Source organism: Streptomyces sp. NPDC029044 (assembly GCF_040637495.1).
Taxonomy (GTDB): Bacteria; Actinomycetota; Actinomycetes; order Streptomycetales; family Streptomycetaceae; genus Streptomyces.
Genome location: NZ_JBEZWN010000061.1, coordinates 1 through 12,723, shown reverse-complemented (window position 1 = coordinate 12,723; position 12,723 = coordinate 1). Strand labels below are relative to the sequence as shown.

At 73.1% G+C, this 12,723-nt stretch carries 12 protein-coding genes; 6 read left to right on the top strand and 6 right to left on the bottom strand.

All coding sequences use genetic code 11. The features are described from left to right. The 4 genes from AB0E85_RS32365 (at window position 1) to AB0E85_RS32350 (ending at window position 3,722) form a co-directional block, all read left to right on the top strand. Window positions 1-510, top strand: a complete 510-nt coding sequence (locus AB0E85_RS32365) for an Lrp/AsnC family transcriptional regulator (protein WP_361934759.1) — start codon at window positions 1-3, stop codon at window positions 508-510. 29 nt (window positions 511-539) lie between these two features. After that, on the top strand, window positions 540-968 hold the full coding sequence (locus AB0E85_RS32360) for a MerR family transcriptional regulator (RefSeq protein WP_361934756.1): 429 nt from the start codon (window positions 540-542) through the stop codon (window positions 966-968). After that, window positions 962-1,306 (top strand): thioredoxin domain-containing protein, encoded by a 345-nt coding sequence (locus tag AB0E85_RS32355; RefSeq protein WP_361934754.1) that lies wholly within the window; start codon window positions 962-964, stop codon window positions 1,304-1,306. The genes AB0E85_RS32360 and AB0E85_RS32355 overlap by 7 nt, the downstream gene beginning before the upstream one ends. Before the next feature lie 172 nt (window positions 1,307-1,478). Then, a complete protein-coding gene (locus AB0E85_RS32350; RefSeq protein WP_361934752.1) occupies window positions 1,479-3,722 on the top strand; it encodes an ATP-dependent DNA helicase in 2,244 nt (747 codons plus the stop codon). 36 nt (window positions 3,723-3,758) lie between these two features. Here the strand turns inward: AB0E85_RS32350 and AB0E85_RS32345 are convergent, their stop codons facing one another. The 3 genes from AB0E85_RS32345 to AB0E85_RS32335 all read right to left on the bottom strand — a co-directional run bounded on the left by AB0E85_RS32345 (window position 3,759) and on the right by AB0E85_RS32335 (window position 5,698). Next, complete coding sequence (locus tag AB0E85_RS32345) at window positions 3,759-4,169, bottom strand: hypothetical protein (RefSeq protein WP_361934750.1); 411 nt, start codon at window positions 4,167-4,169, stop codon at window positions 3,759-3,761. Beyond that, window positions 4,166-4,630: a hypothetical protein gene (locus AB0E85_RS32340; protein WP_361934747.1), complete on the bottom strand. Its 465-nt coding sequence runs from the start codon at window positions 4,628-4,630 to the stop codon at window positions 4,166-4,168. The genes AB0E85_RS32345 and AB0E85_RS32340 overlap by 4 nt, the downstream gene beginning before the upstream one ends. Window positions 4,631-4,753: 123 nt before the next feature. Continuing rightward, window positions 4,754-5,698 carry a LysR family transcriptional regulator gene (locus AB0E85_RS32335; protein ID WP_361934744.1) on the bottom strand — a complete coding sequence of 315 codons (945 nt, stop codon included), beginning with the start codon at window positions 5,696-5,698 and terminating at the stop codon, window positions 4,754-4,756. An 89-nt stretch (window positions 5,699-5,787) separates the two neighbouring features. On the opposite strand from AB0E85_RS32335, the gene AB0E85_RS32330 reads away from it, so the two are divergent. Both AB0E85_RS32330 and AB0E85_RS32325 read left to right on the top strand, forming a co-directional pair. After that, window positions 5,788-6,708 carry a zinc-binding dehydrogenase gene (locus tag AB0E85_RS32330; RefSeq protein WP_361934741.1) on the top strand — a complete coding sequence of 307 codons (921 nt, stop codon included), beginning with the start codon at window positions 5,788-5,790 and terminating at the stop codon, window positions 6,706-6,708. Then, window positions 6,705-7,697, top strand: coding sequence for an alpha/beta fold hydrolase (locus tag AB0E85_RS32325; protein ID WP_361934739.1), 993 nt, complete (start codon window positions 6,705-6,707; stop codon window positions 7,695-7,697). Before AB0E85_RS32330 ends, AB0E85_RS32325 begins: the two co-directional genes overlap by 4 nt. Before the next feature lie 37 nt (window positions 7,698-7,734). On the opposite strand, the gene glgB is transcribed toward AB0E85_RS32325, so the two are convergent. The 3 genes from glgB to AB0E85_RS32310 form a co-directional block, all read right to left on the bottom strand. Further along, window positions 7,735-10,713: a 1,4-alpha-glucan branching enzyme gene (gene glgB, locus AB0E85_RS32320; RefSeq protein WP_361934736.1), complete on the bottom strand. Its 2,979-nt coding sequence runs from the start codon at window positions 10,711-10,713 to the stop codon at window positions 7,735-7,737. 31 nt (window positions 10,714-10,744) lie between these two features. Next, complete coding sequence (locus tag AB0E85_RS32315; RefSeq protein ID WP_361934734.1) at window positions 10,745-12,187, bottom strand: maltokinase; 1,443 nt, start codon at window positions 12,185-12,187, stop codon at window positions 10,745-10,747. A 191-nt stretch (window positions 12,188-12,378) separates the two neighbouring features. After that, on the bottom strand, window positions 12,379-12,723 hold a 345-nt coding region (locus AB0E85_RS32310; RefSeq protein WP_361934731.1), incomplete at its 5' end, for an alpha-glucosidase C-terminal domain-containing protein.

Here is a 12,723-nt window from a genome sequence, read left to right as displayed (position 1 = left end):
ATGGGAGTTCAGGCCGCCGCACCGAAAGAACCACGGCATCTGCGGACCGCCGCCGACGAAACATCGGTGGCCTTCGACGCGCTGGACCGGCAGATCCTCCAACTGCTCCAGACCGACGGCCGGATCAAGCTCAGCGAGCTGGGCCGCCGGGTCCGGCTCAGCCCCGCGGCCGTCACCGAGCGGGTGCGGCGGCTGGAGGCGGCGGGCGTGATCAGCGGCTACGGCGCCCATGTCGTGCCGGCCCGGCTCGGCTACGGCATCCAGGCGTTCATCCGCGTCAACCCGCACGGCGGCTACAACCTGAAGCACCCCAGAACCCTGGAGCTGATCGAGCGGCCCGAGATCACCGAGGTGCACCACGTGGTCGGGGAGGACTGCTGGATCCTCAAGGTCGCCGTCCGGGACACCGCCCATCTGGAGGACGTCCTGGAGGCGGTCTCCGCGCTGGGCCGCACCACCACGTCGATCGTGCTGACCTCTCCGGTGGAGCGGAAACCGCTGTTGCCTTGACGCCGGGGTCAAGGATTACGTTCGAGCGCATGCGAATCGGCGAGCTGGCCGCACGGGCCGGGACCACGACGCGGACGCTGCGGTACTACGAGTCGCGGGGGCTGCTGCCCGCGCGGCGCAGCGGCAACGGATACCGGACGTACGACGAGAGCGACCTGCGGCTGCTGCGGCAGATCAGGACGCTCCAGGACTTCGGGTTCGACCTGGAGGAGACGCGGCCCTTCGTGGAGTGCCTGCGCGCCGGGCACCCCGAGGGCGACTCCTGCCCGGCCTCGCTCGCGGTCTACCGGCGCAAACTGGGCGAACTCGATGCGCTGATCGGCCAGCTGAGCACCGTGAGGGAGACGGTCTCCCGGCAGCTGGAGCGGGCCGAGCAGGCGCGGGCCGAGCTGGCCGCCGAGGCGGAGGTTCCGGGCGGTCCGGAGCCCGCATGCGAGCTGGGAGGGAACCCATGGTGACCCGAGCGACCGGACTGACCGGAGTGACCGATGTGACGGACGCGGACTTCGACGTGGAGGTGCTCGGCGCCCAGCTCCCGGTGCTGGTGGAGTTCACCGCCGACTGGTGCCCGCCCTGCCGGCAGATGGGCCCGGTGCTCAAGGCCCTCGCCGCGGAGGAGGGCGACCGGCTGAAGGTGGTGCAGCTCGACGTCGACGCCAACCCGACGACGACCAACGCCTACAAGGTGCTCTCCATGCCGACGTTCATGGTGTTCCGCGGCGGCGAGCCCGTGAAGGCGATGGTCGGCGCGCGGGCCAAGCGGAAGCTGCTGGAGGAGCTGGCCGACGTGCTCTAGGCGACCCGCCCGGACAACAGGAAATCCCCCGAGCAATTGCGCTCGGGGGATTTCCTTGCGTATATTTGTTTGTTCGTGACTTCAAGTCGAATGAAGTCACGGTGAAGTTCAGTGAGCACAGTATATCCGGGCGGGAGCGGAATTGTCAAACACCGAATTTCCGGACGATGAATTGCGACAGGAACAGGAATTCATCGACGGGTTGTACGCGCGCGTGGACGCGCTGCGCGGCGACGCCGAGACCTCCGTCACGGACGCGCTCGCGCAGGGGAACACCCCCATGCAGGCCAGACTGGAGCGGGACATCCTCGTGGCCGAGCGCTCCGGGCTGCTCGCCGCGCTGAACGCGGTGGACGGCTCCCTGTGCTTCGGCCGGATCGACCTCACCTCCGGCGTCACCCACCGCATCGGCCGCATCGGCCTGCGCACCGACGACGCCGAACGCACCCCCGTCCTCATCGACTGGCGCGCCGATGTCGCCCGCCCCTTCTACCTGGCCACCGGCCACACCCCGATGGGCCTCAGGCGCCGGCGCCACATCGCCACCGACGGCCGCCGGGTCACCCATCTGCACGACGAGATCCTCGACCTCGGCGACCAGACCCGCACCGGCCACGAGGACCCCACCGGCGACGCCGTGCTGCTCGCCGCCCTCAACTCCGCGCGCACCGGCCGCATGGGCGACATCGTGCAGACCATCCAGGCCGATCAGGACCGCATCATCCGCGCCCCGCACCGCGGCGTCATGGTGGTGGAGGGCGGCCCGGGCACCGGCAAGACCGCCGTCGCCCTGCACCGTGCCGCCTACCTGCTCTACGAGCACCGGGAACTGCTCGCCAAGCGGGCCGTACTGATCGTCGGGCCCAACCCGGCGTTCCTCGGCTACATCGGCGAGGTGCTGCCCTCCCTCGGCGAGACGGGTGTGCTCCTCGCGACCGTCGGCGAGCTGTTCCCGGGCGTCAAGGCGACCGCGACCGACACGCCCGAGGCCGCCGCCGTGAAGGGCCGGGCCGGCATGGCCGACGTGCTCGCCGAGGTCGTGCGCGGCCGGCAGGCGCTGCCGGACCCGGTGATCGCCATCGAGCACGACCGCGAGGTCCTCATGCTCGACGACGGCCTCGTCAACGTCGCCCGCGAACGCACCCGCGCCGCCCAGCTGCCGCACAACGCCGCCCGCGAGCACTTCGAGGGCCACATCCTCAACGCCCTCACCGACCTGTACGCCGAGCGGATCGGCACCGACCCCTTCGACGGGTCCAGCCTGCTCGACCCCAGCGACATCACCCAGATCCGCGACGACCTCGCCGAGAACCCGGAGGTGTGGTCGGCCGTCGACCGGCTGTGGCCGCTGCTGACCCCGCAGCGGCTCGTCGCGGACTTCCTCGCCGCGCCGGGGGAGTTCCTGCCCGCCGAGGACGCCGACGCCGTACGCCGCCCGGTGACCCGGCGCTGGACGGTCGCGGACGTGCCGCTGCTCGACGAGGCCGCCGAACTCCTCGGCGACGACGACCGGCTCGCCCGTAACCGCGCCGAGCGCGAGCGGCAGCGGCAGATCGCCTACGCGCAGGGCGTGCTGGACGTGTCCTACGCGTCCCGGACCTACGAGTTCGAGGACAAGGAGGAGGACGACCCCGAGAGCTCCGAGGTGCTGTCCGCGCACGACATCATCGACGCCGAGCGCTTCGCCGAGCGGCACGAGGAGGACGACCACCGCAGCGCCGCCGAGCGTGCCGCCGCCGACCGCACCTGGGCGTTCGGGCACATCATCGTCGACGAGGCGCAGGAGCTGTCGCCGATGGCGTGGCGGCTGCTGATGCGGCGCAGCCCGACCCGCTCGATGACGCTGGTCGGGGACCCGGCCCAAACCGCGGAGGCGGCCGGGGTCGGCTCCTGGTCGGGCATCCTCAACCCGTTCGTCGAGGACCGCTGGGAGCACACCCGGCTGGGCGTCAACTACCGCACTCCGGCCGAGATCATGGACGTCGCGGCGGCCGTGGTCCGCGCCGAGCAGCCGGGGTTCGAACCGCCCAGCTCGGTCCGCTCCACGGGCGTGCGCCCCTGGGCCCGCGCCACCGACGACCTGCCCGGTGCCGTGGCCAAGGCGGTCGGCGAGCTCACCCCCGCCGAGGGCCGGCTCGCGGTGATCGCCCCGCGCGACCTGCACCGCTCCCTCGCGGCACGGCTGGACGGCGTCACGGCGGGCGCCGAACCCGACCTCACCCGGACGGTCGTCCTGCTCGACCCGCGCCAGGCCAAGGGCCTGGAGTTCGACTCCGTCCTCGTGGTCGAGCCCGGCCGCTACGGCACCAGTGACCTGTACGTGGCCCTGACCCGGGCCACCCAGCGGCTGGGCGTCCTGCACACCGGGCCCCTGCCGCAGGCCCTGGCGGAGGCCCTGGCGGAGGCCTTCGAGTGATGGAGCGGCCCCGCATCCGCCCGGGTGCGGGGCCGCCTACCGCAGGAGCGACTCCGGATCCCGCAGTGCGTGCCACAGCCCCGTGGCGAGCGGTACGACCGTCATGGCGAAGAACACCCAGAACAGGAACTCCGCCCCGGGCGTGAGCTCGTAGACGGTGCCGTCCTCCCATTCGCAGTAGGCACGCGGTGGGAACGGAGTGGAGACCCCCCACACCTTCCCGCTCCCGAGGACGCCTTCCAGGTACGGCTCCCTGGGACAGGGGGCGGTTTCCGGGAACAGGACGGGATCGTCCGCCACCATGATGAACGCCCAGGTGACCGCGGTGAGCGGCACCGTCCAGAAGGTCGACGTCCGCACCCACAGCGGCAGCAGCGGATGCGCCAGCAGCCCGCGGAGCGCGACCCATCCGACCACCAGCCCGGTGAAGACGGCAAGCAGCGTCATGGCGTCACGGCCGCCTTGCGGGCGCGCAGTTCGGTCGCGTAGCCCGCGCCGATGGCGAACAGGGCGGCGGACAGGGCGAGGGAGGCGCTCGCCCCGTTCATCCACCCGTAGCTCGCATCGCTGGAATAGACGGAGCCGTCGTGGCGGACGCAGTCGAAGCGCAGCGGCAGGTAGGAGGACCGGTGATGGGAAAGCCCGTCCCGCGTGGCCTCGTCGAAGCCGTCGCGGCAGGCCGGGGCCGGAATCGAGTCCGCGCCGTCGCCGAACGCCTGCTCCGACATCAGCACGGTGAACAACCCCAGGGAGTACACGGCCGCGGCCGCCCACGCCGCCGTCGCCGCGGCCCGGCGCAGCAGATGCGCCGGCCACGGCTCGGGCCGCCCGGGCAGCGCCATCGCGACGACCCCGGCCCCCGCGACGAGCGCGCCGACGGCACAGGCCGTCGAGACTCCGAAGCCCATCAGCACGACAGGCCCGGCGAGGTGAACCGAATGGCATCCATGCGGCCACCCCACCAGGGCCGGACCGGCCGGGCTGTGGCGGAGGCCACTCCTCCGGTCACAGGCCTGTCACAGCGCATGGGCTCAACCCGCCCTGCCGGCACGCGGGTTCACGGGCGGCTCGGGCAGCCAGTCGCCTGCCGGGTCGTACTCCAGCCATCGGCGCCGCCCCGCTTGCGCGGCGAAGGCGGCGGTGAGGGTCCTCAGCCCCGGGTGCCCGCTGCCGGTGCGCCACAGCAGGGACCAGGCGTAGAGCGGCGTGGGGTCGGCCAAGGGGACCGAACGCAGGCCCGGCACGTCCGGCAGCGGCACGTCGGCCGGCAGCAGCGAGAAGCGTCGCGGGTCCTCCGCCACTTCGGAGAGGAAGGGGACGAGGCCCAGGTTGAGCGTCGTGGCCGTCGTGGGGACGCCGAACCGGTGGGCGAACCGGTGGAGGAAGTCGAGCCGGTCCAGGGCGCCGGGCGCCCACAGCACGCTGTCCCCCAACTGGTCCGGCCGCAGCGCTGGTTCGGCCGCGAGCGGATGGTTCTCGCTGAGCACGGCGTCCACCGGCTCCAGGCGGACCAGGCGGTGGGTCAGCCCGGTGTGCAGGGGTGGGTGGACCCGGCCGAAGGCCGCGTCGATGTCGCCGCGCAGCAGGGACGCCGTCACCGACGGCAGATCGCGTCCGTGCCCGAGCGTCAGCTCCCCGGCGTCTCCGGCGACCTGGGCCACCGTCCGCAGCGGCGCGTAGAGGTGTCCCCAGACGTCGAGCCGCAGGGGGCGATCCGGTCCGACCGCGGCCGCGACCGCCGACTCGGCCGAGGCCAGCGCATGCCGGGCCGGCGCGAGGAAGCGCCGCCCCGCTTCCGTGAGGCCGACCGCCTTGCCTCCGCGCTCGAACAACGCGGTGCCGAGGAGCGATTCGAGCCGCGCGATCCGCTTGGACAGCGCCTGCTGGGAGAGGCCGAGCGTGCCGGCCGCCCGCCCGAAGTGGAGCTCCTCGGCGGCGCGTACGAAGGCCCTGACCTGCGCCATGTCGAGATCCATGGCCTACCACCCTAGGTGACAACCGAAAGTTGTCGGTCCTGCTCGTCCGTTGTTGGATCGCTCGCCGGCCGGGCGGGTTGCATGTCGGCATGCGAAGACTGATTCCCACGGGGGAGACGGCCCGCCCGGTCGCTTTCGCCGAGGTCCCCCCGCCCGTCCCGGAGCCGGACGAGGCACTGGTCAAGGTCGAGGCGTTCGCACCGAACCGGGGCGAGACGTTCCTCCTCGAACACCCCCGCCCGGGGCTGCTGCCCGGCAAGGACATCGCCGGACTCGTCGTGCAGGCGGCGGCCGACGGCTCGGGCCCCGCCATCGGGACCCGTGTGGCCGGACACCCGGCGTACGGCGGCTGGGCCGAGTACGCGGCGGTGCCCACGCACTCCCTCGCACCGCTCCCGGACGGCGTCGACGTCGTCCGGGCCGCGGCCCTGCCCCTCGCCGGCATCACCGCCCTGCGCCTGCTGCGCACGGCCGGTCCCCTGGTCGGTACCCGGGTGCTGCTGACCGGCGCCTCGGGCGGGGTCGGCCACTACGTCACCGAACTGGCCGTCGGGTCCGGAGCCGAGCTGACCGCGGTGACGGCCACGCCGCAGCGCGGTGAACGCCTCGCGGAGCTGGGCGCCGACGTCGTGCACGAGGTGGCGGCGGCCCGAGGACCGTTCGACGTCGTGCTGGAGTCCACCGGCGGACGGGATCTGCCCGTGGCCCTGTTCAAGACCCGCCCGGGCGGGCTGGCCGTCTGGTTCGGCCAGGCGAGCCGCACCCCGGCGACCCTCGACTTCTTCGAGCTCCTCGGCGGGCCCGAGAGGGTGACCCTCCAGCACTTCCACTACGCCGGCGCCCCTTACGGGCCCGACCTCGCGACGCTCGTGCGCCTGGTGGAGCAGGAGCGGCTGCACCCGGAGATCGGCCGGATCGCCGACTGGACGGACGCCGCCGGCACACTGATCGACCTGCGCGAGCGCCGGATACGCGGCAAGGCCGTCCTGCTGACGGGAGGAACCCGATGAACGCCCCAGAGTTCGCCGCCGCCCAGTGGACCCGCGCCACCGGCGCGGGCGTCGACCCCCACGCATACCGGCGGGTCACCGACGGCCTCACCTCCCTGGCCGACTGGGGCCCCTCCTTCCTCCGCACCGGACACGCCTGCGTCGCGCGCGCCGAGCAGGCCGGATCGGCCCGGTCCGCGGGCGAACACCTCCTGATGGCCGCCCGGTGGTTCCACCTCGCCACTCTCGCGCCGTACGCGGAGGCGGACCGGGCCGCCGCCGAGGCGGACCGGGCCCTGGGCCGGGCGCTGAGCGTGCTGGAGCCCGAGGCGCGGCGGGTCAGCGGTGAGGGCTTCACCGGCTGGCTGCGCGGCCCCGCCGACGCCCGCGGCACGGTGATCGTGGTGCCCGGCCTGGACTCGGCCAAGGAGGAGTTCCTCGACCTGGCCTCGGCGCTGCTGGCCAGAGGACTGGCGGTGTTCGCGATGGACGGCCCCGGACAGGGAGTCCTCGCGGCCACGACCACCCTCACGCCCCACTACGAGCAGGTGGTCGGCCGTGTCGTCGACGCCCTCGGCGTCCCACGCGCCGGCCTCGTCGGCCTCAGCCTGGGCGGCTACCACGCCGCGCGGACCGCGGCCCTGGAACCGCGTGTGGCGGCCGTCGCCACCGTCAGCGGCCCCTTCCGTCTCGACTGGGCCGAACTGCCCCCGCCCGTGCGGGACATCATGACCCGGCGCGCCGGAGGCGCCGGACCCGCCCGGGCCTTCGCCCGTACCGTGGACCTCGCCGGGCTGGCACCGCGCATCACGGCCCCCCTGCTCGTCGTCGACGGCGGCCAGGACGTCATCCCCGGCGTGACGAACGGCGAGCCGCTGGCCCGCCTGGCACCCCACGGCACCCATCTGTCGGTCCCGCACGGCGACCACCTGCTCGGCAACGCACGCAGCGACTGGCTGTGCCCCCTCGCCGACCACCTCGCGCACACGCTGACGGGAACGGCGGTGTGAGCCGCTCCCGTCAACGCCCTGTCTCTTCCCCGGCTCTCTACGCCGGCCGCAGCCACACGGTCGCCAGCGGTGGCAGCGTCAGTCGGATGCTCGCCGGACGGCCGTGCCAGGGCTGGGGTTCCGGTTTGACCGGGTCGGGGTGGGTGACGTCGCTGCCGCCGTAGCGGGCCGCGTCGGTGTTGACGGCCTCGTGCCAGGCGGGCACGTCCTCGGGGACGCCCAGGCGGTAGTCCTGGCGGGTGACCGGCGCGAAGTTGGACACCGCCAGCACCGGGACGCCCTCCGGGTCCAGCCGCAGGAACGCGAGGACGTTGTCGTCGGCGGCGTCCCCGACGATCCACTCGAAACCGGCCGGGTCCGTGTCCAGGCGCCACAGTGCCGGGGTCGCCCGGTAGACGGTGTTGAGGTCGCGGACCAGGTCACGCACGCCCCGGTGGTCGGGCTCCGCCCCGTAGCCCGGGTCCAGCAGCCACCAGTCGGGGCCGTGTGCCTCGGACCACTCGGCGCCCTGCGCGAACTCCTGTCCCATGAACAGCAGTTGCTTGCCCGGGTGGGCCCACATGAAGCCGAGGTAGGCCCGTACCCCGGCGCGCTGCTGCCACCAGTCGCCGGGCATCTTCGACACCAGGGAGCGCTTGCCGTGCACGACCTCGTCGTGGGAGATCGGCAGCACGTAGTTCTCGCTGTACGCGTACACCATCGAGAAGGTCATCTCCCCGTGGTGGTACTTGCGGTGCACCGGCTCGTGGCTCATGTACTGCAACGAGTCGTGCATCCAGCCCATGTTCCACTTCAGCCCGAACCCCAGCCCGCCGAAGCCGCTCGGGCCCTTGTGGTGGGTGGCCCGGGTGACGCCGTCCCAGGCGGTGGACTCCTCGGCGATGGTGACCACGCCGGGCACCCTGCGGTACACGGTCGCGTTCATCTCCTGGAGGAACGCCACCGCGTCGAGGTTCTCCCGGCCGCCGTGCTCGTTGGGCGTCCACTGGCCCGGCTCGCGCGAGTAGTCGAGGTAGAGCATCGAGGCGACGGCGTCCACACGCAGCCCGTCGATGTGGAACTCCTCGCACCAGTACACGGCGTTGGCGACGAGGAAGTTGCGCACCTCGTTGCGCCCGAAGTCGAACTCCAGGGTGCCCCAGTCGGGGTGCGCGGCCCGCAGCGGATCCTCGTGCTCGTACAGCGGCCGGCCGTCGAACTCGGCCAGCGCCCACGCGTCACGCGGGAAGTGCGCCGGCACCCAGTCCATGAGGACGCCGATGCCGGCCTGGTGCAGCCTGTCGACCAGGTACCGGAAGTCGTCCGGCGTGCCCAGCCGGGCCGTGGGCGCGTAGAAGCCGGTCACCTGGTAGCCCCAGGAGCCGCCGAAGGGATGCTCCGCGACCGGCATCAGCTCCACGTGCGTGAACCCCAGGTTCTTCACGTACCCCGGCAGCTGCTCCGCCAGTTGACGGTATGTCAGCCCGGGGCGCCAGGACGCCAGATGCACCTCGTACACCGAGAACGGCGCCTCGTGCGCCGGGGCGTCGGCGCGCCGCGCGAGCCACTCGGCGTCGCCCCACTCGTACGCCGAGGACGTGATCACCGAGGAGGTCGCCGGCGGCACCTCGGTGCGGCGGGCCAGCGGGTCGGCGCGCAGGGTCTTCGAGCCGTCGGGGCGGGTGATCTCGAACTTGTACAGCTCGCCCTCGCCGATGTCCGGCAGGAACAGTTCCCACACCCCGGACGAGCCCAGCGACCGCATGACGTGCCCAGTGCCGTCCCAGAAGTTGAAGGTGCCGGCCACGCGCACACCGCGCGCGTTCGGCGCCCACACCGCGAACCGGGTGCCGGTCACGCCCTCGTGGGTCATCGGGTGCGCACCCAGCGCCGTCCACAGCTCCTCGTGCCGGCCCTCGCCGATCAGGTGCAGGTCGAGGTCGCCCAGCGTGGGCAGGAAGCGGTACGCGTCCTCGGTCTCCAGGACCGTCCCCTCGTACTCCACGATCAGCCGGTACGCGGGGACCTCCCGCAGCGGCAGCAGGCCGGAGAAGAACCCCTCCCCGTCGTCGTGCAGTTCGGCCCGCAGCTCCCCGGCGACGACGGTCACCGACAGGGCGTACGGCCGGAACGCCCGGAAGGCGATGCCACCCGGCACCGGATGCGCGCCGAGCACGGAGTGCGGGTCGTGGTGCGTGCCGCCGAGCAGCCGCTCCCGGTCCGCCGCGTCGACGGCGGGCGATACGGCGACCTCCATCTCCGGCGGGACGACCTGCGCGGAAGCGGCCTCCAGGGCGGGGGCCCGTCCGGCGGGAGCCTTCCGGGCAGGAGCCTTCCGAGCAGGGGCCTTCCGGGCGGGGGTCTTCTTGGCCGCGCTCTTCTTCGCGACGGCCTTGCCGGCGGTGGTCTTCTTCGCGCCGCTCTTGGCGACCGTGCCCGTGGCGGGAGCGGTCTTCTTCGCGGCGGCCTTCCTTGCGGTGGCCTGGGCGGGGGCGGCCTTCTTCGCGACGGCCTCGGCAGGGGTGGCCGTGGCAGCGGCGCTCTCGGCGGTGGTGGCCTTCTTGGCCGGGGCCTTCTTCGCGGTGTTCTTCGCCGCAGGGGACTTCGCGGCCGCCTTGCCGGCGACGGCTTCCCCGGCCGTGGACTTGGAAGCCGCGGCCTTCACGGCAGTGGTCCTGGCCGCCGTCGCCTTGACCGTCGTGGCCTTCTTGGCGGCCGGCTTCCCGGCGGCTGTCTTCTTCGCGGCGGTCTTCTTCGCCGCCGCCGTCCCGGCCGCCGGCTGCTCGGCCGTCGTGTTCTCGGCTGCGGCCTTCTTCGTCGCCGCCTTCTTGGCCACCGTCTTGCCGACGGTGGTCTTGCCGGCGGCGGCCTTCTTGGCGGTCGCCTTCGCGGGGGCCGCCTTCTTCGCCGCTGCCTGTTTGGGCACCGCCGTCTTCTTCGCGGCGCTCTTCTGCTGGGCGGCCGTGGGCTGCTCGGGGATCTTCTCCCCGGCGGTCCCCTTGGGACGCGAACCGCTGGACTCAGGGCGGGGGGTCACGGGCGGAGCCTCCAGGACGAGGGGTGGTCGGTCAGGTCAGGTGGCCGGTCGAGGCGAGCCGGTCTATGGCGGCCAGGGGCACCGGCAGCCAGTCGGGGCGGTGCCGGGCCTCGTACACCACCTCGTAGATCGCCTTGTCCGTCTCGTAGGCCCGCAGCAGCACCGGGTCGGTGCGCGGATCGCGGCCGGAGGCCTCCGCGTAGCCGGAGCAGTACGCGGCGCGGCAGGTCTCGGCCCACTCCGCCTGGGGCGGATCGGCCGAGCGGGCCGCGTAGTCGAAGGACCGCAGCATCCCGGCGACGTCCCGCACGGCCGGTTGCGGCATGCGCCGCTCGGCCAGCGGCCGGGCCGGCTCGCCCTCGAAGTCGATCAGCCACCACGCGCCGGACGGCGAGCGCAGGCACTGGCCGAGGTGCAGGTCGCCGTGCACCCGCTGCGCGGTCCAGGTGCGGCCCTCGGCGGCCAGGTCGCCCAGCGCCGTGAACGCGGACCGCAGCCCGCCGGCGTACGGCCGCAGCGCGGGTACCGCCTGGACGGCCGCGTCCAGCCGCTCGATCATGCCGTCGACCATCAGCTGGAGCTGCATGTGACCGAGCGTGACCGTCGGCAACGCCCGGGCCAGCGCGGTGTGCACCTCGGCGGTGGCCCGGCCGAGAGCCCGCGCCTCGGCGCTGAAGTCCTCGCCCTTGGCCAGCTCGCGCAGCGCCAGTTCCCAGCCGTCGGAGGCGCCCTGGAGGAACGGCTGGAGCACGCCCAGGACGTACGGCTGGCCGGCGAGGCCCACCGGGCCCGCCGGGACGACCGGGTCCGCCGTCGGGGCGATGTCCGCGACCATCCAGGCCGTCGGCGCGGGCACCCGGGGGCAGCCCTCGCGGGCCAGGGCCAGCGGCAGTTCCAGATCGGGATTGACCCCGGGCACGATCCGCCGAAGCAGCTTCAGGATGAACGTATCTCCGTAGACGACCGACGAGTTGGACTGCTCGGCGGTCACCACGCGCGGCACCAGACCCGAGCGGATGTCGTGGCCGGGGTCCCGGTCGAAGCGCAGCCTGCCGATGCGGGCCCGGGTGCGCAGTGCCTCCAGGAGCAGCTCCGCGGGCCTGGTGTCGTGCAGGGCGTCGTAGACCGTCCGGCCGGCCAGCGGTCCCGTCGGCACGTGTCCGATCAGCGCGGGCGCCAGCCGAGGCGGCAGCGCCTCGCGCACGCCTATCAGCAGCTGGTAGCAGTCGCCCGGGTGACCGGGGGCCCCGTGGGACGGCACGACGGGCTGATGGGCGCGGACGAGCAGGTGGTACAGGCCCAGCTTGGACGTGGCCGGAAGGAGCTCGGTGGCCTCGACGAGCGTGAACCCGGTGACCGGCCGTCCCTTGCCCGCGAACCAGCGCTGCCGCGGCAGCCATTCCCGCAGCAGCGGATCGAGGGAGACAAGGAGGCCGGGCGGGGTGGTGACGGTGCGTGTGACGGCTTCCGACATGGCGTCGCGTCCTTTCACCCATTCTCGGTGCGCCTCCGGCGCCTGCGGCCGGCTCCGGACGGCGCCCCTCCGGCTCACGCGGGCGGGCGGGGTGTTACTCATGCGTGCCCCGGGCGGGGCGGAGGAAACGCCCCGCCGCGGGGGTTTGCCGCCCGCCCCGCGGATCAGGCCTCAACAGGCCTTTTCAGGCCTCACATGGTCTCCTTGCGGAGCCTGAACCAGTAGAACCCGTGCCCTCCGAGGGTCAGCAGGTACGGCAGCTCGCCGATGGCGGGGAAGCGGACCCCGCCGAACAGCTCCACCGGGTGCCGCCCCTCGAAGGCGCTCAGGTCCAGCTCCGTGGGCTGTGCGAAACGCGAGAAGTTGTTCACGCACAGCACCAGGTCGTCCTCGTATTCACGGAGGAACGCCAGCACCGCCGGGTTCGTCGACGGCAGCTCCGTGTACGAGCCGAGTCCGAAGGCCGGGTTCTGCTTGCGGATCTCGATCATGCGGCGGGTCCAGTGCAGCAGCGACGACGGCGACGACATCGACGC